We start from the raw sequence: 21,913 nt of genomic DNA on the forward strand, positions 1-21,913 counted from the left end.
GTGCCACGCCGGGCGCAGGGAAGCCAGCGCGGCGGCAATCGCGCCGCTGCCGGTGCCGATATCGGCGGCGCGGGGCGTGCCGCCAGGCCACAGCGAATCGCCTTCAAGCGCGATCCGCTCCACGAGCAGCTCCGTCTCGGGCCGGGGAATCAGCACCGCCGGATTGACCTGGAAGGTCAATCCGTAAAACTCCTGTTCCCCAATAATATACTGCGCTGGCTCGCCCGCCGCTTTGCGGCGGATAACTGCCTCCCAGGCGTCTCTGCGCTCTGCCGGGAAGGGATCACGCAGGGCGGCGAGATAAGCCGCCCCCTCAAGTCCCAGCACATGGCGAAGCAGCAGTTCAACGTTGGAATCTGGCTCAGCGATACCAGCCGTAGCTAAAAAAGAAGAAGCCTCTTTACGGGCTTCCCAAATGGTGACTGTTCCGGATAACCGGTAGCCTTCACTGTTCAATCGTCTTATTCTCCTTTATCCATCAGATCAGCCTGCTCTGCAATCGTCAGTGCCGAAACGATATCTTCAATCTCGCCGTTCATCACTTGATCCAGCTTATGCAAAGTTAGTCCGATACGGTGATCAGTCACTCGGCTTTGCGGGAAATTATAGGTCCGGATACGTTCACTGCGATCCCCGGTACCCACCTTGCTCTTCCGTTCGCCAGCGTACTTCGCTTCCTCTTCTTGACGCTTAAGGTCGAAGATCCGGGCGCGAAGCACTTGCAACGCCTTCTCCTTATTGGAGTTCTGCGATTTTCCATCCTGACAGGTCGCAACGATGCCTGTCGGAATATGCGTCACCCGCACCGCCGACTTGGTGGTGTTAACGGATTGTCCGCCTGCCCCACTAGAACAGAAGGTGTCCACCCGGATATCCTTATCCATGATTTCAATATCCACATCTTCCACTTCCGGCAACACCGCAACCGTGGAGGTAGAGGTATGAATCCGTCCGCCCGATTCCGTCGTCGGGATACGCTGCACGCGATGCGCGCCGCTCTCATACTTCATCTTGCTGTAGGCTCCGCGTCCGTTGATCATGAAGATCACTTCCTTGAAGCCGCCAAGGTCACTTTCGTTCATATCCATAATATCGACACGCCAGCCTTGGGAATCGGCATAACGCGTATACATCCGGTACAAATCGGAAGCAAACAACGCCGCTTCGTCTCCACCGGCCGCACCACGAATTTCCACAATTACGTTCTTCTCATCATTTGGATCTTTGGGAAGCAGCAGCACACGAATCTTTTCTTCCAGTTCCTGATGGCGTGCACTCAATTCCTCAATCTCCATTTTTACCATTTCACGCATTTCATCATCCAGCTTCTCGGCTTGCATTGCCTTTGCCGCATCCAGCTCTTCAATGACATGCTTATATTCAACAAACGCCTCATAAGCCGGCTGCAAATCCGATTGTTCTTTGGAGTAATCCCGAAGCTTCTTCGAATCATTCGCCACATCCGGATCACACAGCAGCTCGCTGAGCTTCTCATAACGGTCGGCCAGGGATTGTAGTCGGTCCAACAAGGGAAGTCACCTCTCTTCACATTTCACAATAATTCTTACACATAGTAATTCTTCAATAAACCGGGGTAAACGACTTTTTATTATAGCATAAAATACGGGAATTGAATAGCTACCCCACAGGCCAATCACCTATTGTCACCTAACATATTATCACCTCTCATGCCACCCCTCATTAATTAACGGGAAATCCTCCAGCTAAAATTCACATTTTCCCCATTGCCAAACAATTAACTGGAATTCCTCCATATAATTTCGACCATATCGCCAGAAATAGCCTCAAAGGGTAAATTTACAAGGAGTTTTTCCCGCTAAATGCTCAAAATCAGCCTATTCACTGAAATTAGCAGGAGGATTTCCCACTCGTGTGCAAAGATTTCTTTAACACTTCATTACTTCGCTTAAATACTTCAGTAGGGCTAACTTAAGTAACGTATTCAAGCAAATTGAAGAGAAAAGCAAAATCAAGTTAAACCCTGCGTTAGCGGCTCCCCTCCGTGGCAGATTCGAGCAGAATTCAACTTAACTCAAGGGAAATTTAACCAGTGCCACACCCGCTGTTTTCATGTAAAATAATCTCACACTATTGAACCGGATGTTTAACAGAAGCGAGGAGGCAGCACCCGTGGATATGTTGGACCTGAAAGTATTTATTGCCGTAGCCGAAACGGAGAGCATGAGCAAGGCGGCCCACTATGTCGCTTTGACACAACCTGCTGTTAGCATTCGTATCGCAGGGCTGGAGGCCGAGCTCGGCGCTTCGCTGTTTCACCGGACACGCTCCGGCGCTTTCCTGACAGAAGCGGGACGCAAATTTTACTTCTACGCCCAATATGCCCTAAGTGCCTTGGAGGCCGGGCAGGAATCCCTCCGCATGCTATCCGCCCCGCCCACAGAAGAGAAGCTGCGCATCGGCATTGTAGAATCACTGACCCATGTAATGCTCCCCTCCATTATTCAATCCATGAAAGAGCAGGCCTCTCTAATTGAGTGGAAGATTAGCACCGGCCAATCTCTGGATCTGGCCCTTCGCACGGCTTCCGGGGAACTGGACATCTCTTTCATTAACCAAACCTTCTCGCCACTCCCCCAGCTTCACAGCGTCAAGCTATTTGAAGAACCTCTTGCCTTCATTGGACCAAAACAACCAACATTCCCTCGCTATCGTAGCCTGGCTACCTATCTGGAGGAGGTTCCCTTTATTTTGCTCAAAAGGCATATGCCTTTGCGAGAGTTGTTGGAGCATCAGTTGTTTGCCCCCTTACGGATGTATCCCCAAAAGCTGATCGAGGTGGACGCCTCGCACGTCATTCGCCAAATGGTTGAACAAGGGACAGGCTGCTCCTTTCTGCCTGTATCTTCCCTATGGCCTTCCGGCCGAGATGCCGCTATTGAAAGAATCTCCCTACCCGAAATCCACCTGCAACAAAGCTTTTATTGTGTGTATTTACATTCTGCATCCGATCAAATCCTCAATTTGCTGCCCAATCTGCAAGCTGGCATTATTGCTCAAGTAGATCAATTCCGTAATAACGGGAATCAATAGTTCACCTCTTCCACTTACCCTCAATCATGAAGTAATGTTAATGTAATATTATCTAACATAAAAACCTCTTATCACCTAGGTTGTGTTATATATACTACTATGTATTTAACACAAAGGAGGTGGCGATGAAGATGAACCCTTACAAGATGGAGCTTGAGAATATCAGCAAAACCTATCCGTCAGCAGACGGCACCCTGGTTCAAGCACTAGGTCCGATCGATATGCGGATTCCCAACCACCGCTTTGTCAGCATCGTTGGCCCTAGTGGCTGTGGGAAGTCCACCCTGTTCAACATCATCTCCGGGCTGCTCGACAATACGGAAGGAGCCATTTATGTCAACGGTAACCGTGTCGATGGATTGACCGGAATCACCGGTTACATGCTGCAGAAGGATTTGCTGCTTCCCTGGAGGACGATTCTGGACAACGTCATACTTGGCCTGGAGATTCAGGGCACTTCCAAGCGGGAGGCCAAGGCCAAGGCGCTACCCCTGCTACACAAATATGGCCTGAAGGGGTTTGAGTATCATTTCCCCGCCCAGCTCTCCGGAGGCATGAGACAGAGGGCCGCCCTGCTTCGCACCATCCTGTATGATCGCGACGTCATTTTGCTCGATGAGCCCTTCGGCGCTCTGGATGCTCAGACCCGCGCCATGATGCAAGAGTGGCTGCTCGACCTCTGGGACGACTTTCAAAAAACGATTCTCTTCGTCACCCATGACATGGAAGAGGCGATTTACCTCTCCGATGAGGTATACATTATGACCTCCCGTCCAGGCACAATCAAGCGGCATCTGATGATTGACTTGCCTCGTCCACGGAAGCCGCAGATCATCACTTCGCCGGAATTCACCCAATTGAAGGAAGAAGCACTGCGTACGCTTTCCGAAGAAACCCTCAAGGCCTATCAGCAAGAAGCTGCCGTTTAATGCCAAAACAGAAAGGAGTGAGCAACGATGCCAAGTGAGGATGTCGTAGAACGCAAGGGAAGCCTGAGTAAGCTAAGAAATTCTTCTGCTCCCCGCACACGAACCAACGCCTTGAAGTACGAAATGTCCACACCCAAGCCCTGGCTGGTCAATGTTGGCCGTCTCGCGTTATTCCTGGCCGTTCTTCTGCTGTGGGAACTGGGCGCCAGTGTTGGATTGGTCAACTCCTTCTTCTGGAGTCAGCCATCAGAGATCGCCCGCACCTGGTTGATCGGGGTACAGACGGGAGCCGTCTGGCAGGATACCTTCTATACCTTCCGATCCACCGTATACGGGTTCCTGCTAGGAACCGCAGGCGGCACGCTGCTGGGCTTATCCTTCTGGTGGTCCAAATATTACGCCCGTATCTTTGAACCGTTCATCATTATGTTTGAAGCCATGCCCAAGCTGGCCCTTGCTCCCATCATCGTATTGGTGTTCGGGATTGGCATGGGCTCCAAGGTAGCCATGGGCTTCGCTATCACCGTCGTCATTACTACCCTGACCACTTATAACGGGGTACGGAGCGTTGACAAAGACCTGGTTCGCATGGTGTATTCTCTGGGCGCTTCCAGAATGCAGGTATTTAGTAAGGTGATCGTTCCAACGGCCATTCCCGCGATGATCTCTGCCCTGCGTATCAATATTGGATTGGCGCTTACAGGGGCTATCGTTGGCGAATATATCGGCTCCGAGCAAGGTCTGGGCCGAATGATCTTCTATGCCGGACAAACCTACGAGATTAGTCTGATCTGGGCGAACATCTTCAACTTGTCCATCCTGTCCATGCTGCTGTACATCCTGGTCGGCAGGCTGGAAGGGTATTTACTCAAAGGCTTCACCCACAAATAAATCATAGATAGGTTGTTCAAAAAGTCGCACATAAAGAGAACACGGATATGGAGGGGGAACTATCATGAATCAACGCTCGTTATTTACTCGTCACGCTTGGCTGCTTGCCATGGCGCTAGTCATCACAATTATTGCGGGATGCGGCAGCAATGCCGCACAGAGTCCGGCACCTGCCCCGGCAGATGCTGCGGCTGGAGGCGCAGAAGCCAGCAACACAGGTGGCTCCACTTCCGTCAAGGAATTGACGATTGCCGAACCCGTTCATAGCACCGGTTACTTACCACTGTACATCGCCATTCGCAAAAATCTGTTTGACGGACTGAGCGTTAAGGCAGTAACCCTCTCCGGTGGAAGCGCGCATACCAATGCCGTCTTGACCGACCAGGCCTTTGGCTTCATCGGCGGCCCTGAGCATAATGCCTTTGCCAAAGCCAAGGGTGCCGAACTTCGGGCCATCGTCAACATTGTAAACCGGGGCAACGTTTACCTGGTAGCAAGGTCTGATCTGGACCCCGGTACAGATATCGCCGCATTTATGAAGGGCAAGACCGTAGCCGTATCCCAATACGGCGGAACGCCCAACTCGATCATCCGTTACTTGGCTGGCGAGTGGGGACTGGAACTGAACAAGGACCTGATGCTCAAGGAAGTCGATAATGGAGCCATTCCTGCTGTATTGCAACAAAGTCAGGGGGATGTAGCCGTCGTGACCGAACCTCTGTTGACACAAGGCATTGAGGAAGGCATCTGGGGCGAGCCATTCTACAATGTTCCGCAGGAGCTTGGGCCGTACGCCTACTCCACGATCAATATCAAGCTGGACAACATTACTAATGACCCCGACACTGTTGAGAAGTTTGTAGAAGGCATCCACAAGGGATTGGAATTCATACGCGACAATAAGGAAGAAAGTATGGAGATCGCCAAGCTGGAATTCCCGACGATGTCTCAGGAACTGCTTGAAGCCACCATCGACCGGTCTTACGAGGATGAAATGTGGGAGTATTCCGGCCAGATCACCGAAGAATCTGTCGCTACAGGGCTATCGGTTGTCCGAGCTGCCGGTTTGCTTAAAGACGAGAACATCGGCTATAGCGACATTGTAGACACCCAGTTTGTTAAATAACCACACTATTAAGGAGGCTGTATCAATATGAAAGTATGGGACCGCTTTTTGACGGATCGTGATAAGCAAGTATTCGGTAGTGCCGGTTATGACGCCAAGGCTGGCTTTGGCCAGCGCCCCGCCCTGCTAGTGATTGATGTCAGCTACGGATTTTGTGGACATGAGAAGGAACCAATTTTGGATTCGGTCAAGCACTGGCGCAATAGTTGTGGCGAAGCCGCCTGGGAAGCCATCCCTTACATTCAGAAGCTCCTGCAAGCCGCCCGGGAGCAACGTATCCCGATCTTCTATACCACCGGTATTGACCGCCGTCCCGATGGATTTGATGCTGGTGGCTGGCGGCGGAAGAATACTCGCTCCGCTGAAGTCGAGACCATTGCCGGATACGGGAGCAATGAAATCGTACGCGAGATTGCTCCACAGCCAGAAGATATCGTCATCGAGAAGTTGAAGCCTTCCCCTTTCCATGGCACGCCGCTGACTGGATATTTGACCGATCTGGGTATCGACACCCTGCTCATTTGCGGAACCACAACCGGCGGATGTGTACGAGCCGGAGTTATCGATGCTTTCTCCTATAACTACTATGTCGGTGTCGTTGAAGAGTGCACCTTTGACCGCGGCGAAGCGTCCCATGCCATTAACCTCTTCGATATGAACGCCAAGTATGCCGACGTGGTCAGCACCGAGGAAGCTGTGAACTATATGAAGCAAACCGAGAAAGGACTGCACGACAGCAAAATCGACTTCCCGGCCAGCCAGTCCAATGCCACCGTGTAACCCAAGCTCAAGGAATGAAGCAAAGCGGAGCCCAGAGCCCCTGGGAACTCCGCTTTTGTTATCCCATAACGTCAATTCGCCAAGGGGGCCGCTTATATGCTGCAACCAACATCACCCATTCCTGCTAATCATCGCAACTTCATTTGGGTATCGATATCCTGCGGCCTATACTGGTTCGCCTTCTCGCTGACCAGACCCATCATCACCTTGTATGCCGCCTCACTGGGCCTACACGGATTGTCCATCGGCATCGTGCTTGCCGTCTATGCCCTGCTACCTATGCTCGCCGCTATTCCCGGGGGATTCATCGCTGACCGCTTCGGCAGGTCCACCGTCCTGCGCGTCGGCTCCTTCATGATGCTCGGCAGCGGCTTGTTGTACTGGATTTCAGGCGGTCCCTGGTCACTGGCTCTAGCTCAACTGCTGGCTGGTCTTGGCCAGATGGCGGTCTGGCTGGCCGTGCAAGTGTTAATTACGGAAGGTCCAGCCCAAGGCAATGAAAGCCGCTTCGCTACTTTCTCTTTGTACATGGCGATTGGCCAGATGCTCGCACCAATCCTCTCCGGCTATTTGGCTGACCATTTCGGCTACAGAATGGTGTTTGCCGGATACATCCTGACCAGCGTACTGCTCATCTTCACATCCTGGCAATGCCGGGATGAGGCACCCTCGACTGCGCCTTCCAAAGAAGCCAGTGATGCCTCTTCCTTACCGCTGGAGAACACGTGGGAGAAGATACGCCACTGGCTTGGCCAGTGTCTCGGATTGCTCCGCAACCGTAGCTTTGCCGTTATTTTATTAACGACCTTTATCTCTTTATTCATCGTAGATGTGCGTACAGCCTATTTGCCGCTGCATCTGGAATCCCTGGGCATCTCCAATACCAAAGTCGGCTTGCTCGTATCCATCGGTGCAGTGTCTGCCTTATTCGTCAGACCCATCTATCCACGGCTCATGGCCAGGTTAAGCTTTGGCTGGATGCTGATCCTGACCTATGCCGTCTCACTGCCGCTGTTGTTCATCGCTCCGCTGCTGACCAACTTCTACGGCATTGCAGCACTGGTGTTCATTACAGGGCTCGCTCTAGGCATCAACCAGCCGTTAACCCTATCCATGATTGCTCATTCCACCGCACCAGAGGAACGAGGGCTAGGTATTGGTCTGCGGCTGATGTCCAACCGTGCCGCCCAACTGATGGACCCTCTGCTATTCGGCTTCTTCACAGCCTTTGTAAGTCTGCAAGCCTCCTTCCTGCTAGTTGGCGTCTTATTACTCGCCTGCTGCGTGTTCACCGTGCAGCTTCATTTCTCCGCCGAGCGATCCCCCCGTTCGCCGGAACCTTATCACGACAAAAAACCGCGAGCTTCAACATAATGTTGAAGCTCGCGGCATCCCTCTAACCTCATTTACAATCCAGCAAATCGATTAAATCTTGTTGTCCGCCCCCGTACGGTGGGATATGATTTGTGAGACCAATGATTGTTCCAATCGCTCGTTCCAGGTTCGTACCATACGTGGCAGCAGACAGGCATCCACGATGACCCAGACCGTCAAACCTAATCCCATCACGAGAAAGGCTACCATCCAAACCATGAAATACATCGTATCCGGTGAATTGTAGCTCTCCATCTCGAAGGTAATCAGGAAGATAAAATAGAAAACAAGAACCAACACAAATAAACAAAGTTGTAGAATTCCGGAGGCAATTCGTTTCATATAGAAACGGTGTACCCCCAAATGGCCAGCCAATAACATCAAGTAAGCCAGAACCAGAGATTTCTCCCGCTTATTCATCTCCGAGTTCAAGAGCATCATCTCAGTGGTGGATAGATCGCCTTTGCTATACGTCATTAAATAGGGAACTCCGGAGATCTGCCCCGGTCAGCGAAGATGCGATCAATGACACGATTCTCCAATTGAGCGTTGTGATCCTTCACCCAGGCATGCACCAGGAAGGCATCCACGATCCACCAGATAGAAGTAACGATCATACCAATCACTGTAATCGACAATATCAGTTGAGCTACCGCTGAACCGGTGCGACCCATATAAAAGCGGTGTCCGCCAAACATGCCCAGGAAATACCACAGGATATAGGCTACTACCATGTTCTTGCCATAGTTCTTAACCTCGGAATCAAGCAGCAATAATTCGCGGGTATCCAATTGAGTCTTGCGGGATAATGCGTAATCCATACTCACTAAAACTCCCCCTAAAAAGTGTACTAAGTTGCTTAAGTATAATCATGATTTTACAGAAAAAACAAGAAATTTATTACCAATCATCGGACGAATGGAAATATCGCGACTTCCGAACTAGACGTTAAAACGGAAGTGCATGACATCGCCGTCCTGCACTACATACTCTTTGCCTTCCAGACGCAGTTGGCCACGCTCGCGCGCTGCATTCATGGACCCGGCTGCTGCAAGATCCTCATAAGACACAACTTCAGCCCGGATGAAGCCACGTTCGAAGTCCGTGTGGATAACACCGGCTGCTCCCGGAGCCTTGGTTCCTCTGCGAATGGTCCAGGCGCGAACCTCCTGTACACCCGCTGTGAAATACGTATACAATCCGAGCAGACGGTAAGCAGCCTGGATTAAGCGGTCCAGACCCGAGGCACTGAGTCCCAATTCTTCCAGGAACATCGCCTTGTCTTCACCTTCAAGCTCAGCAATTTCCGCTTCCACCTTGGCGCTAATGGGCACAACCTCAGCCCCTTCAGCAGCAGCGAATTCCTTCACCTTCTGCACGTAAGGGTTGTTATCGGCATCCGTCACGCCTTCTTCACTCACATTGGCCGCATACAGAATCGGCTTCAAGGTTAATAGGTGCAGATCGCGCACGATTTGCTTCTCATCATCAGTCAGTTCCACGCTTCGTGCTGGCTGATCATTATACAAAGCATCCTTGATCCGTTCGAGTACCTCAATTTCCTGTGCGTATTGCTTATTGCCGCCCTTCATATTTTTACGCGAGCGTTCAATCCGTTTTTCTACACTTTCCACATCAGCCAAAATCAATTCCAGGTTAATCGTCTGGATGTCGCTGATAGGATCGATGTGCCCGTCAACGTGAGTGATGTTCTCGTCCTCGAAGCAACGAACCACATGGACGATCGCATCCACTTCACGAATGTGGGCCAAAAATTTGTTGCCCAGCCCTTCGCCCTTACTTGCCCCGCGTACCAGACCTGCAATATCAACAAATTCAAAAGCTGTAGGTACTGTACGGTTAGGAGTAACCAGTTCCGTCAGTTTATCAAGCCGTTCATCCGGCACCTCAACCACACCCACGTTAGGGTCAATCGTACAGAACGGGTAATTCGCGGATTCAGCCCCCGCCTGCGTTATCGCGTTAAACAGTGTAGACTTGCCCACGTTGGGAAGCCCAACTATTCCTGCCTTTAAAGCCATATGTTTGACAACTCCTATTCATGTAATTGCTCATTCTTCCTTCAACCATAGTAACGATACATCGAATATATTTCAAGGATACTTAGACATCATCCCAGATATTTGCTCATGGTAATGTCTGTGATCATGTATCCGACCTTCTGATACAAACGAAAAGCCCGTTCATTATGTCCGAACACATGCAGGGAGATTCGGTCCAATCCCTGTGCGCGAACCTCGTGTTCTAACGCCTGCATCGTGGCCTGACCGTAACCTTGGCCCTGAAAAGAATCATCGATCAGAATATCGTAAATAAATGCGTACCGGCTGCCTTCCTTCTCTACTACATTGAACCACAAGTGCCCGATAGGAGTATCGCTATCTGCGGCCCGCACCGTGAACAGATGTGCCCCTTCCGTATGCTGCTGATTCGGCAGATACTGCTCCATCGATTCCTTGGCGAGTCTAAGGGCGTCTTCCTCCTTCCAGGTACCCGCTGTTACTTTATCTTCTGCGTAATCTCTTATGGAACGATCAAGAAATAATCGGTATTCCGATTCGTTCATGCGACTTAGCTTAACCATTTTGTCCCCTGCTTCCTTATTTGTCATATCTATTCCGGGCTGGACTGGATATGGCCACGGTTGCGTTTGGCATAGGCCCAAACCGCGGGCAAACCTACAATGAGAAATACCCCCGCATTAGCAACCCCGGCACAAATGACCTGCTCTACCAGACTACCCAGCGGTTCTCTTAACACCAAGGCATCAAATATCCCGGAGAACAGGAGTGACACGAAGATACCCACTGTACCATAAAGGACAAACCGAATCAGGTGCCGCTTCCCCATCATTCCCTCATGCGCATCGAAGTCCTTGTACAGGAAAATAAGCCCCATAAACGCTGCGGTCATCCCTGATCCCAGCGCCCAACCCCACCATACCGTTCCATCCATCATCAAGTCGTTAATTGCATGTCCCACAAAGCCTGCAATAAAACCGACTACCGGACCAAATAACGCACCCAGTACGGACAGCAATGCAATTCCCGGTCTCAGTTCAACGGTTGATGTAATGGGAATGCCTATCCAGCTTGTCGCCCAATACAAGACCGCTCCGAGCCCCGTAACAACCCATGTTCTAGAATTCCAGACCCACCATGAAGGTTTCATAACTCATCCCTCCTTATATCTACTCTCTGCGGATCAGCCTTGACGTGTTCTTCAGCTCGCCGATGCTTCCAGCGCCGATCCCAAACATCGCTGTGCGCAGCTCCAGCTCCACGCGCTCCAGGAGCATGTCCAGCCTTTCCTCGGAGTGCACCGCAGGCTCCAGCAAGGCTCTGCCAAATCCGGCGAGATCCGCCCCCAAGGCCAGAGCCTTGGCTGCATCTACGCCTGTATTAAGCCCTCCGCTGCCGATCAGTGCAGCATCCGGCAAGACCGCCCGCACTTCCCGAATGCATTCGGCCGTCGGGATGCCCCAATCGGCAAAGGCCTCTGCCGCGGCCCGCCTGACGGCATCGCTACCGCGGAACTTCTCGACCTGGCTCCACGAGGTGCCCCCGGCTCCGGCAACATCGACAAAGGCTGCTCCCGCCTCACGCAGCCTTCTGGCCGTCACACCGTCAATACCCCAGCCGACCTCTTTGATACCCACGGGAATGGGCAACTCCCGGCACACACGCTCAATGCGGCTCAACAGGCCGCTGAAGTTCGTATTCCCCTCCGGCTGGAACACCTCTTGCAAGCTATTCAGATGCAAGACGAGCATATCCGCGCCGACAATCTCCACCGCCCGGCGGCAATCATCGGGACCATATCCATAATTAAGCTGCACCGCACCCAGATTAGCAATGATAGGGATAGATGGCGCTAACCGTCTGACGTTAAATGTAGACGCCAGTTCACCATGCTCCACGGCTGCACGTACGGACCCGACGGCCAGTGTCCAACCGCGCCGCTCAGCAGCCTCAGCCAGCCGTGCATTAATCTCGCCTGCGAGCTTGCTGCCCCCGGTCATGGAGCTGATCAGGAGCGGCGTTCGCAGAGATGCCCCTAAAAATACGGTCTTCAAATGAACTTCGGCGAAATCCAGCTCAGGCAATGCCTGATGACGAAATCGGTACTGCTCAAATCCGGTACGTATCCCCTCTGCATTAACCTGCTCCTCCAGGCATAGCCTAATATGCTCGGCCTTTCGTTCGGATGTATGACTCATCTAAGCTTCCCTCCTCTATAACAGCGGGGACAGCAGCCGTGCTGCCGACTCCGCCACACGCACCATAAGCTTCTTCTTCATAAATTCATCCTTGTCGATTAGCTTCGTCGACAACAAATCCCGTTCGAAATCCTTGACCATCTTCTCGATACTATCGTCATGCACTAGCAGCACGTTCACCTCAAAGTTCAGATGGAAGCTCCGCATATCCATGTTGGCGGTTCCTACCGTGGCCACTTCCCCATCGACGATGAGCAGCTTCGAGTGGAGGAACCCTTTTTCGTATTCATAAATTTTCACTCCTACCTCAAGTAATGAGGGGAAGTAAGAATGAGAGGCCAGGAAAGGAAGCCGCTTATCCGGTTTGGCCGGGAACAGGAGTCGGACGTCAATTCCCGCCAGTCCCGCCACTCGCAGCGCCGTCATAATATCCTCATCAGGAATGAAATACGGCGTGGCCAGCCATACCGATTTTTTGGCTGAAGTAATCATGGCGAAGAAGATATTTTTGAGGGTACGACTTTCATTATCAGGACCGCTAGGCACAATCTGCACAGCCCCGCTGCACCCCTGCTCCAATTCTGGAGACAAATACGCCGGGTCCATAATTCTCTCACCTGTGACGTACTGCCAGTCCTGGAGAAAAATAATTTGCAATGAACGGACCGCTTCACCCTTCACAACCATATGCGTGTCCCGCCAGAAGCCATAGGTTGTACTGCGGCTTAAATACTCATCACCTACGTTCAGCCCACCGATAAAGCCGGTATTTCCATCGACCACCACAATTTTGCGGTGATTGCGGTAATTGACCCGACTGGATAAGGCCAGAAATCGGACTTCCCCATAGATACCAACCTTGGCGCCTGCCTCACTGAGTTCGTTGATAAACGACTTAGGCAACCCAATGCTGCCCACAGCGTCAAACATAAAGCGGACCTCAACTCCGGCACGAGCCTTGGCAATCAGCGTCTTCTGAATCTCCCGGCCGATGTCGTCCGCACGGTAAATGTAATATTCCATATGAATATGGTGCTTGGCCTTCTTCAGCTCCCTAAGCAGCGTGGAGAAGGTCTCTTCTCCATTGGTAAGCACCTGCGTTCGGCTGGCCATAGAGAATGGCGTCCGTGCCAGCCGCTGGGATAGATGCAGCAACCGTTGCTGCCCCGGGCTGAATTGGGACAGATCACGAGGCAACAATTTGCCACCACGGTCAATCCGTTCATAACTTAAGCGGTCTTGCTCGGCCTTCTTATCAAATTTCCGTCGGCGAAAGTAATTTTGACCGAGCAGGAAATAAAGAACAAGCCCAACCCCCGGCAATAAAGCTAATACCATGATCCAGGCCAGTGTACTGGAAGGATTGCGGTTCTGCATGAATATAGCCAAGCCGATGGTGATGACTGTAAGTGTCTGAAATATACTAAGCAGCGTCCCCCCGAACTTACCGAAGACGCCAAATCCAAGGAAGTAGAACGCAAATAGAACTAGGGCGATGATAGTGATTTGTAGTCCTCGTCTCATTGTTGTCTCCTTTGTATGAGTTTTCGCGAGAATAGCTTGTCTATATTCTACATGAACGCTTGCGTTCTTCCTAGCTGGGTAGATGAAAAATGTCCAGGAATATGATGTCCCGCTTCCCCAAGATATAGCCAAGCACAAAGAAGCTCCCCACGCTGTATTGAATCAGCATGAGGAGCTTTTTAAGTTCGAGTTCAAAAATCGGGTTTTCAGGACCGAGAAGGTTGGATGAAGCCAGGGACTGAGTAGCGGAGCTACACGTTTTCGAAGAAAACGACTTCGGAAGCATGAGAGCGTGAGCAACGGAAGGCCCGGCTGAATTCAAGATTCGACGCCCGCATCTACTCCTCGAACTGCTTCGTTCTGGAAAGACGATTTTTTGAACTACCTCGAGGGAGAATATCGTTGATTACTGCTCTGCTTCCTGTTGATTGTTCCGCCAGGCGCAAAGCGCGTTCAAATCTGCTGTCAGAAAGTCATCCATCAGTTCAGCCACCGCCAAATATAAGGGACTATTCGTCGCTTGCAACAGTTCCCTGGAGAAGAGACGAGCCCATCTTAGCAGATGTAGTCTTAGAAAGCTGATTTGCGAATCAGCCAAAGCGAGGCAGCTCTGTTGCAGATTAGCCTTTGCCAGCATGCCCTCGGCCAGTACGGCCATAAATTCCAGTTCCAGCGCAATATGATCATCACGCTCTCCGTTCAGCTTGTTGAACACGATGCCGTTGTCCGTGTAATTTTTGCTCACTTTGGCGATGCAGGCAAAGGCACTCACCCCCTCCAAGCGGGAACGATATGTGCTTTCACAAGCCGGGACAACCGCCTCATGCCCAGTGAACAGGCGGATATATTCTTCAGCCTCCTGATGACATACATGGCGGAAGCTGTCTTCTTCAATGCTCTCCAGGTACAATTCCAGCTTACGCCAACCTTCGCTACCCTCAATCCTATGGTTCAATCCCAGCTTGTGTCTCCACTGAGCGATCAGGGACATTCGCGGAGGACGGCTCAAGAAATCCATCAGCACATGATATACCAATCCGCGAGTTTCCAGCCACTTAACCTGCTCCTGCGTGTAGACCAAAGGTTTGAACAGCATAGCCATCTAAATTCATCTCCTTAACTTGTCGCGCTTCCTTGTTGCCTTAGGGTTAAAAAAAGATGACTTCCTTAATTCCTGCCGGAAATCATCTCAGATGCATATACCGACACATGATTAAGGGGGATCACGTATCGCTTAACTGCATTATACCCTCATATGTAAGCGCTTTAATGTGACCTTTGTTACAACTCACCCCTTAGTTCATTGTATCGTGCAAGCAACTGACATATACTTGAACAGTATGTGTCAGTCTTCACGTACAAGCCTGTAAGGATATGGACATTTACCTCTGGCGACTATAAATAATGGAAATTTGATTAAAACTTGGTTTGTATCCCTTTTCATCTGTGTGTTACATTGGGATCATAGTCACATGCGCAATTGTGACGAATCAGGACCGGATAGAAAGGAATGGCGCGTTTGCAGGATACAAAACGACATTCGTCCTTTTCGTTGATGCCGCTAGGGCTTCTTAACTTTTTCATATATGGCACCATGGTTATTTTTGCTGCCTTCTTCCAGCTCTATCTACAGGATATCGGTATGGACAAGCTGGAGATTGGCAGCCTGATGGCAATCGGTCCCTTAGTCTCCTTACTGGCCCATCCATTCTGGCGCCACTTAGGGGATCAACGGCAGAATCCTCGGGCAGTGATGCTTGTGATGATGCTAGGCATGTTGCTGATGGGGCATCTGGTGTTCAAAGCAACGACGTTCTCGATGTTGTATCTGACTATACTGTTGCTATATTTCTTCCAGAGTCCCATCCTCTCGCAAGGCAACACGCTGATATTGGGCTACACGGAGAATACGGAACGAAAATTTGGCATCTACCGTCTTTTCGGTTCGTTAGGATGGACCCTTATCGCCTTGGCTGCCGGGCCAATCATCGATTCGGTTGGACATCATGGCATCTCCTTGCTGTTCAGTAGCACACTCATGCTGGCGATTGGCTCAACACTGCTATTGCCCTCCATTCGCCAGACGCTCCATACCCCCTGGTTCGGGAAGAAGGAACTCCGGCAGGTGATGCAATATAAATATTTTGTTGCTTTTGTTATCTTTGGCACGCTGGTAGCCATTCCGAACTTTATGAATAATATCTTTATGCCTTTATTCATTGTCGATCTGGGAGGGTCACGCCTTGAAGTGGGGGGAGCGGTATTCCTGTCCACTGCCTTTGAGATGCTGATATTCCTTCTGATGAATCGATATTTAAAAAAGAAAATGACCGTGTTGATGGCTTGCATCACCATTGTCAGCATACTATCGGCTGTACGTTGGGATCTTATGTCGGAAGTCACCCGCCCCGAGCAAGTGCTGTTTATTCAACTGCTACACTCTGTCACGTTTGCCGGCTTCTTCTATGTAGGCACCCGGTTAATTGGCCTGTTCCTGCCAAGGCCGCTACGCTCAGCCGGACAAGCTACCTTTGCCTTTGCCGTGAGCGGCCTGGCCGGTATTTTTGCTGGCTTCTACGGTGGCTGGATTTTTCAGAATTTCGGAGCTGTCGTCATGTACCGTTCAGGAGTTGCCTTGACGTTGATTGGAGCGTTAGGTCTGGCGGCCATGTGGTATCGCATCCGCCGTCACGGATATTCTCCGGTAATCCTTCGAGGCGAACCGTAAATCAATAATACAAGCAGGGCCCTTCGTCCTCCAAGCTATCTGGTGTCCAGCGTAGCTTGGAGGCGAAGGGCCCTTTTTTAAAGTTCGACTCGATTTATTTAGGTAATTGGAACGAGCTCTTAAGCGATACAATACGGTTAAACACCAGATGCCCCGGTGCGGAATATTTGGTATCCACATTGAAATAACCATGACGGAAAAATTGGAACTTATCTTGCGGCTCGGCGTCCTTCATTCCTGGCTCTACAAAGCCTTGGGCAATGATCAGCGAATTCGGATTAATCAGATCAAGGAATGTTTTCTCCTCCACTGATTCATCCAGTGGTGCTTCGGTGACATCAAGCAAGCCTTCTGGCGATTCGTCAAGCGCTACTCCCTCAACCTCTTCTTCTTCCAGAATTAAAGGCTCGAAGAGACGGAATTCAGCCGGTACCGCCTGGCTCGCTTCCACCCAGTGAATCGTTCCTTTCACTTTACGCCCGGTAAAGCCGCTGCCACTCTTTGTTTCCGGGTCATAGGTGCAGTGAATTTCCACCACCTCGCCCTGCTCGTCCTTGATAACCTCATTACACTTAATGAAATAAGCATGCTTCAAGCGTACTTCATTCCCTGGGAACAAGCGGAAATACTTATTTGGCGGGTTCTCCATGAAGTCCTCCCGCTCAATATAAATCTCGCGCGAGAAGGGAATTTGACGATTCCCCATCTCAGGATTTTCACTGTTATTTTCGGCCTCCAGCATTTCCGTTTGGCCTTCTGGATAGTTGGTGATGACAACCTTAAGCGGGTCAAGCACCGCCATCGTGCGCGGGGCCTTCATCTTCAAATCTTCGCGGATGAAATGCTCCAGCATCTTCACATCAATACTACCGTAAGCCTTGGAAATTCCGGTCTCATACACGAACGATCTGATCGATTCCGGCGTGTAGCCACGGCGGCGCAACCCGGATATTGTTGGCATACGCGGATCGTCCCAGCCGTCCACAATCTCCTCGTCCACCAGCTTCTTCAGCTTGCGCTTACTGGTCACTGTTTGTGTCAGGTTAAGTCGTCCAAATTCATATTGGTGGGATACGTTAGGCATCTCCGTCTCGGCAATAGTCCAGTCGTAGAATGGACGCTGATCTTCAAACTCCGTAGAGCAAAGCGAATGCGTCACGCCCTCAATAGCATCCTCCAGCGGATGGGCAAAGGTATACATAGGATAAATACACCATTTGTCCCCGGTGTTGTGATGGGACGCATGAACGATCCGGTAAATGACAGGGTCGCGGAAATTGATGTTCGGCGATGCCATATCAATCTTGGCCCGAAGCACCTTCTCTCCGTTCTTGAATTCCCCTGCCCGCATCCGCTCGAACAAGTCCAGATTCTCTTCAACAGAGCGGTCGCGGTAAGGGCTGTTCTTACCTGGCTCGGTCAACGTTCCGCGCAGTTCACGAATTTGTTCAGCACTCAAGTCGTCGACGTAAGCTTTGCCTTTCTTAATCAATACGGTAGCGCGATGGTACATTTCCTCGAAATAGTCGGAAGCGAAGCGAAGCTCTTCCCATTCGAAGCCAAGCCACTTGACGTCTTCCTTGATGGAGTTAACGTATTCTACGTCCTCCTTGACCGGATTTGTATCGTCAAAGCGCAGATGGGTGCGGCCACCGAATTCATCGGCCAGCGCAAAGTTAATCCAGATTGCCTTGGCATGTCCCACATGCAAATAGCCATTAGGCTCCGGCGGAAAGCGGGTTACGACCGTCTTGACCTTCCCGCTCTTCAAATCTTCCGAAATGATGTTCTTAATGAAATTGGGAGGAGTAAATTTGTTCTCCACGGGTATCACCTTTCTATTCATAGAAGTTCAAACCTGCGTACAATAAATATTGGTTTATGCTTCCCCGATTTTTCTTCTTCTAAATATACCGATATATTTCCAATAGTTCAATGCCTGGCTGCCTATACTCTTCGCCACATCAGAACATCATCCACATACTGCCCCTGAATGAGAAACTCCTCAATCAACCGGCCCTGCTCGGTAAACCCACAACTCTCGTAAAAAGCAATCGCCCCTGGGTTGCTGGACAATACGCGGAGTGACAGCTTGCTTACACCCTGCGCAGCCGCCCAATCAAGAAAGGCATTCATCAGAAGACGACCCAGGCCCTGTCGCTGGTAAGCCGGATGAATAGCGATATTCAAATCAAGCACATGCCGATTGCTGGGTAACGAGGTAGGGGATTTAAAGCCAATATATCCGCATATCTGTTCTCCCAGACAAGCTACAATCTGACTGCCAGGAGGACAGTTCTTCAAATAATGCTCGCGCGAATTCCAACTTAATACTTCGGCGGGCGTATTATGGCGATCCCAAGTTAGCTTGTCGATGTCCATAAGCGCCCCCGCATCACGCATCTCTGACAGTCGCGTACTGAATTCGTGCTTCATCCGATCAACCCCCTCTAACTAACTTCAAATAGATATGCTTACGATTCTCATGAGCCAAGGTCAGGAGGTGAGACTGGCTGGCTGATCATCATCCCGGTTCATCACAGCATGAATCAGGAAGGACAACGCAGATAATCCAGCAATGCCGACGGCCAGCCATGCCACCGGAATCAGTCCGTTCCAGTCGAATAGCATGCCCATAGCATAGGGACCAACTACACGGCCCGCTGCTCCCATCCCTCCAACCACTCCAAGGTAAAATGGCGCCGCCTTGCCTGTCCGATCAGATACAAAGGCCGGAATAGCCGGAGAGATCAACATTTCTCCAAAAGTCGCAAAGATCATCCCTGCAATCATGCTGGGGTAATTATGAAAACCGAGAATGGTGGCATAACCCATCATATAGAATAAGGCACTGACCGTCATCTGCGCTTGAGCAGAGCCGGCAAACACCCGTTTTACCCACAGAATGAACGGTTGTCCCAAGAAAATCAATACTCCATTTAATGTCCATAATATACTATAATTCCATTCCGGCATCCCCTGGGATATCGTAAATGGTGATACACCATTATTCCAGATGCAATTGCCTAGCCATAGGAAAAACGAGCCGACTCCCATAAACAGATAAACGGGGTAACGGCGTAGCAATTTCTTAACGCTTTCGCCCTCAACGGTATTTTTGCGTTTTTGCACATGCAATTCGCCCTCATCTTTTTGAACTTTGTTCAAATAAATCCAGAAGAAAACAGCAAATGCCGCCGAAGTCAGGCCGTTCAACACAAAGCTCAGATTATAGGAAATTTGCGCCAGGAAGCCACTCATGGCCGTCCCCAGAGCAACGCCGATATTGTTGGCAACATAGATTACGTTGAATAGTTCTCCGCGACGCTCGGCAAAGCGGAAGCCGATAAATGCCTGAATAGCCGGCATTGAGGTGGCATTAAAGAAGCCTACCAGCAGCATCAGCAGCATGAAGAGATGCCAATGTCCACTTCCGTAGGGCAGGAGCGACAGAAACAGCGCATTGAAGCCGATGCCGCCCACGATCAGTCGCTTCACCCCCAAACGGTGGTACAGCGCACCGCCCAGCAGTTGTCCAGCGATCCCGCCAACGGACATGACCAAAATAACCAGACCAGCATCCGTAACGGTGCGACCGAGCACTTTGAATACAAACATCGTCACCAAAGGCCACATCAATGAGCCCCCGGCCGAGCTAATCAAGCTGGCAACCAGAAAAATTTTGACTTCACGTGGATAGGATTGCAGCCATTTCATGTTATCCACTCCCTTCTGTATCAACGTCAGTATATAAGACAGATTAGAATAGTATCGCTTAAAACGACAGAGCAGGCAAGTACATTCATCGCCAATAACGTATGTGACTACGGTGCCATGACATTAGTTCCTGTTACCATACAGTTATAACATGCTAAGGTAGATATTAAATAATGAACTGGAATATTGGAGGTTGAAAGCTGTTATGGAGTATGTTGGAATTGTAGCTATCCTACTTGTTGTTGTGCTGTGGATTCGTTTATCTAGTTTGGAAAGCAAGTTGAATTCGCTCAAAGAGGAATTAAGCTCGCTGAAGTGGCAATCGGGCACTACCGGAAATGCATATGCGCCCTCGTCCATTACTTCAGCCATTAACCCCGACTTGGAACAAAAGCTTCATGCCCTTATTATGGAGAATCAAACAATCCGGGCTATCAAGGAAGTCAGAGTGGCTACCGGGATGTCACTGGCTGATGCCAAATCCTACGTGCAAAACCTGGAACAGAAATATCGGCCTATGCGATAATCAAATTATTTTCAGGCTCCAAGAGCCTGATTTACGAGACAAACAGCGCAAGCTTCCCACCAAAATCGGCCAGGGAGCTTGCGCTGTTTTTGCCAAAAGTAAATTCTATAATCCAGTCGGATCAGATAGGTTATTTGCCGATAGATGCCGACTCGGTTGATTGTCCAGCAGCCTGCGCATGTCCTTTATCCTTCAAATAAGAAGCCCAGTACGCTCCCGCTACAAAGATCGCTCCTCCGGTCAGGTTACCAAGCCATACCGGAACGAAATTACGGAAGTAGTCGCCCCAGGAATAATAGCCCTCAAAGATTGCTGCAGGAATCAAGAACATATTGGCCACGACGTGCTGGAACCCAATAGCTACGAAAGCCATCGTCGGGAACCAGATGCCCATGATTTTTCCACTCATATTATCAGCACCATAAGACAGCCATACGGCTAAAGCAACCAGCCAGTTACATCCGATACCGGAAATAAAGGCTTGCAGGAAACCATCATCCAGCTTATGAGCCACCATATCGACCAATTTCTCCAGGTAAGGTCCTTCTGCGGTCAAGCCAACAACATGGCCGAAGAAATAAGCAACGAACAAAGCACCTGCAAAGTTACTGAGTGTGATAAGCACCAGGTTCTTGAACATTTCTAAGGTCGTAATCCGCTTCGCCATCCTGGCAAGCGGCACAGCCATCATATTGCCTGTGAGCAGTTCTCCTCCTGCCAGCAGGACAAGTACCAACCCAACCGGGAACACCGCTGCCCCCACAAAGTTGGCCATACTCCCCCACTCTGCCGGGGTATTGCTGATGACGCGAATATCAAGCAAAAAGCCGAGAGCAATAAATGCGCCGCCCAGAAAGCCAAGAATAAGCACGGTCAACAGCGGGTTATGCGCCTTCTTGATCCCGTTCTCTACGGTAATTTCAGCAATTTGCGCAGGTTTATAATACGCCATGATCCAATCTCCTTTATCCATTTAAAAGTTTCGATTCTTTCTGTCCAATCTATT

The 21,913-nt window shown here is 50.4% G+C and carries 22 protein-coding genes; 8 read left to right on the plus strand and 14 right to left on the minus strand.

What is annotated here, in order from left to right; all coding sequences use genetic code 11:
- Nucleotides 1–456: N5-glutamine methyltransferase family protein (locus BN3279_RS23965; RefSeq protein ID WP_392396848.1), on the minus strand; the 456-nt coding region annotated here is incomplete at its 3' end.
- Nucleotides 457–461: 5 nt separating this feature from the next.
- Nucleotides 462–1,529 carry a peptide chain release factor 1 gene (gene prfA / locus BN3279_RS07840; protein WP_059050077.1) on the minus strand — a complete coding sequence of 356 codons (1,068 nt, stop codon included), beginning with the start codon at nt 1,527–1,529 and terminating at the stop codon, nt 462–464.
- A gap of 628 nt (nt 1,530–2,157) precedes the next feature.
- On the opposite strand from prfA, the gene BN3279_RS07845 reads away from it, so the two are divergent.
- From BN3279_RS07845 to BN3279_RS07870, 6 genes are all read left to right on the plus strand, one after another.
- Complete coding sequence (locus BN3279_RS07845; RefSeq protein WP_232436812.1) at nt 2,158–3,072, plus strand: LysR family transcriptional regulator; 915 nt, start codon at nt 2,158–2,160, stop codon at nt 3,070–3,072.
- A gap of 131 nt (nt 3,073–3,203) precedes the next feature.
- Complete coding sequence (locus BN3279_RS07850) at nt 3,204–4,001, plus strand: ABC transporter ATP-binding protein (protein WP_059050483.1); 798 nt, start codon at nt 3,204–3,206, stop codon at nt 3,999–4,001.
- Between the two features lie 27 nt (nt 4,002–4,028).
- The gene (locus BN3279_RS07855) at nt 4,029–4,892 is read left to right on the plus strand and encodes an ABC transporter permease (protein WP_059050079.1); all 864 of its coding nucleotides are present in this window, start codon (nt 4,029–4,031) and stop codon (nt 4,890–4,892) included.
- Between the two features lie 64 nt (nt 4,893–4,956).
- Entirely contained in the window at nt 4,957–6,018 is a 1,062-nt protein-coding gene (locus BN3279_RS07860) for an ABC transporter substrate-binding protein (RefSeq protein ID WP_059050080.1), read from the plus strand.
- 27 nt (nt 6,019–6,045) lie between these two features.
- Nucleotides 6,046–6,798, plus strand: a complete 753-nt coding sequence (locus tag BN3279_RS07865) for an isochorismatase family protein (protein WP_059050081.1) — start codon at nt 6,046–6,048, stop codon at nt 6,796–6,798.
- A gap of 96 nt (nt 6,799–6,894) precedes the next feature.
- Entirely contained in the window at nt 6,895–8,172 is a 1,278-nt protein-coding gene (locus BN3279_RS07870) for an MFS transporter (protein ID WP_059050082.1), read from the plus strand.
- Nucleotides 8,173–8,223: 51 nt separating this feature from the next.
- Here BN3279_RS07870 and BN3279_RS07875 read toward each other — a convergent pair whose 3' ends face one another.
- From BN3279_RS07875 to BN3279_RS07915, 8 genes are all read right to left on the minus strand, one after another.
- Entirely contained in the window at nt 8,224–8,649 is a 426-nt protein-coding gene (locus tag BN3279_RS07875; RefSeq protein WP_059050083.1) for an NINE protein, read from the minus strand.
- Nucleotides 8,649–8,993: a TM2 domain-containing protein gene (locus BN3279_RS07880; protein WP_059050084.1), complete on the minus strand. Its 345-nt coding sequence runs from the start codon at nt 8,991–8,993 to the stop codon at nt 8,649–8,651. Before BN3279_RS07880 ends, BN3279_RS07875 begins: the two co-directional genes overlap by 1 nt.
- 120 nt (nt 8,994–9,113) lie before the next feature.
- Entirely contained in the window at nt 9,114–10,214 is a 1,101-nt protein-coding gene (gene ychF, locus BN3279_RS07885) for a redox-regulated ATPase YchF (RefSeq protein WP_059050085.1), read from the minus strand.
- 89 nt (nt 10,215–10,303) lie between these two features.
- Nucleotides 10,304–10,759 (minus strand): GNAT family N-acetyltransferase, encoded by a 456-nt coding sequence (locus tag BN3279_RS07890; protein ID WP_232436783.1) that lies wholly within the window; start codon nt 10,757–10,759, stop codon nt 10,304–10,306.
- Between the two features lie 47 nt (nt 10,760–10,806).
- Nucleotides 10,807–11,364: an ECF-type riboflavin transporter substrate-binding protein gene (locus BN3279_RS07895; protein WP_059050087.1), complete on the minus strand. Its 558-nt coding sequence runs from the start codon at nt 11,362–11,364 to the stop codon at nt 10,807–10,809.
- A gap of 19 nt (nt 11,365–11,383) precedes the next feature.
- The gene (gene fni / locus BN3279_RS07900) at nt 11,384–12,412 is read right to left on the minus strand and encodes a type 2 isopentenyl-diphosphate Delta-isomerase (protein ID WP_059050088.1); all 1,029 of its coding nucleotides are present in this window, start codon (nt 12,410–12,412) and stop codon (nt 11,384–11,386) included.
- 15 nt (nt 12,413–12,427) lie between these two features.
- A complete protein-coding gene (cls, locus tag BN3279_RS07905) occupies nt 12,428–13,936 on the minus strand; it encodes a cardiolipin synthase (RefSeq protein ID WP_059050089.1) in 1,509 nt (502 codons plus the stop codon).
- Nucleotides 13,937–14,342: 406 nt separating this feature from the next.
- Nucleotides 14,343–15,038 (minus strand): TorD/DmsD family molecular chaperone, encoded by a 696-nt coding sequence (locus BN3279_RS07915; protein ID WP_059050091.1) that lies wholly within the window; start codon nt 15,036–15,038, stop codon nt 14,343–14,345.
- A gap of 408 nt (nt 15,039–15,446) precedes the next feature.
- On the opposite strand from BN3279_RS07915, the gene BN3279_RS07920 reads away from it, so the two are divergent.
- Nucleotides 15,447–16,664: an MFS transporter gene (locus BN3279_RS07920; protein WP_059050092.1), complete on the plus strand. Its 1,218-nt coding sequence runs from the start codon at nt 15,447–15,449 to the stop codon at nt 16,662–16,664.
- Nucleotides 16,665–16,758: 94 nt separating this feature from the next.
- Here BN3279_RS07920 and BN3279_RS07925 read toward each other — a convergent pair whose 3' ends face one another.
- From BN3279_RS07925 to BN3279_RS07935, 3 genes are all read right to left on the minus strand, one after another.
- Nucleotides 16,759–18,510 (minus strand): glutamine--tRNA ligase/YqeY domain fusion protein, encoded by a 1,752-nt coding sequence (locus BN3279_RS07925; RefSeq protein ID WP_059050093.1) that lies wholly within the window; start codon nt 18,508–18,510, stop codon nt 16,759–16,761.
- 101 nt (nt 18,511–18,611) lie between these two features.
- Nucleotides 18,612–19,100, minus strand: coding sequence for a GNAT family N-acetyltransferase (locus tag BN3279_RS07930; RefSeq protein WP_059050094.1), 489 nt, complete (start codon nt 19,098–19,100; stop codon nt 18,612–18,614).
- 60 nt (nt 19,101–19,160) lie between these two features.
- Nucleotides 19,161–20,381: an MFS transporter gene (locus BN3279_RS07935; RefSeq protein ID WP_059050095.1), complete on the minus strand. Its 1,221-nt coding sequence runs from the start codon at nt 20,379–20,381 to the stop codon at nt 19,161–19,163.
- 205 nt (nt 20,382–20,586) lie between these two features.
- Between BN3279_RS07935 and BN3279_RS07940 the strand changes: the two genes are divergently transcribed.
- The gene (locus BN3279_RS07940) at nt 20,587–20,907 is read left to right on the plus strand and encodes a hypothetical protein (protein ID WP_059050096.1); all 321 of its coding nucleotides are present in this window, start codon (nt 20,587–20,589) and stop codon (nt 20,905–20,907) included.
- A 130-nt stretch (nt 20,908–21,037) separates the two neighbouring features.
- On the opposite strand, the gene BN3279_RS07945 is transcribed toward BN3279_RS07940, so the two are convergent.
- Nucleotides 21,038–21,859 carry a formate/nitrite transporter family protein gene (locus BN3279_RS07945; protein WP_059050097.1) on the minus strand — a complete coding sequence of 274 codons (822 nt, stop codon included), beginning with the start codon at nt 21,857–21,859 and terminating at the stop codon, nt 21,038–21,040.
- Between the last annotated feature and the right edge of the window lie 54 nt (nt 21,860–21,913).

Source organism: Paenibacillus senegalimassiliensis, assembly GCF_001486585.1.
GTDB classification, from domain to species: Bacteria; Bacillota; Bacilli; order Paenibacillales; family Paenibacillaceae; genus Fontibacillus; species Fontibacillus senegalimassiliensis.